This is a genomic window from Chromohalobacter sp. HP20-39, from assembly GCF_033052815.1.
Lineage (GTDB): Bacteria > Pseudomonadota > Gammaproteobacteria > Pseudomonadales > Halomonadaceae > Chromohalobacter.
The window spans coordinates 1-243 of the sequence record NZ_JAWHTP010001063.1; the positions used below are offsets into that span (position 1 = coordinate 1).

1 protein-coding gene is annotated in these 243 nt (G+C 67.9%); it reads left to right on the plus strand.

Features of this window, described 5'->3' with window-relative positions:
* The coding region (locus RVY79_RS21185; RefSeq protein ID WP_317466586.1) for a hypothetical protein at positions 1–243 on the plus strand (243 nt) is incomplete at both ends.

Sequence of the window (243 nt, forward strand, 5' to 3'; positions counted from 1 at the left end):
CAGGCCACGCGCGACATCCTCACCCCCGGCACGGCATCGACGTTTGCGGGCGGCGCCACCCTGCCGGTCACGTGGACGACCAAGGCAGGCGTGCCGTTCGTGAAGCGCGTCAACGTGCAGATTCGCTCTACGATGTCGGGCCAATCAACGGTGTTCGTAAATGGTGTGGGCCGTGCCTCGCCGGCGGCGCCGGGTACCACGCTCACGGTCAAGGTGCCGGGTGACCAGGGCGTAGCCTTCCCT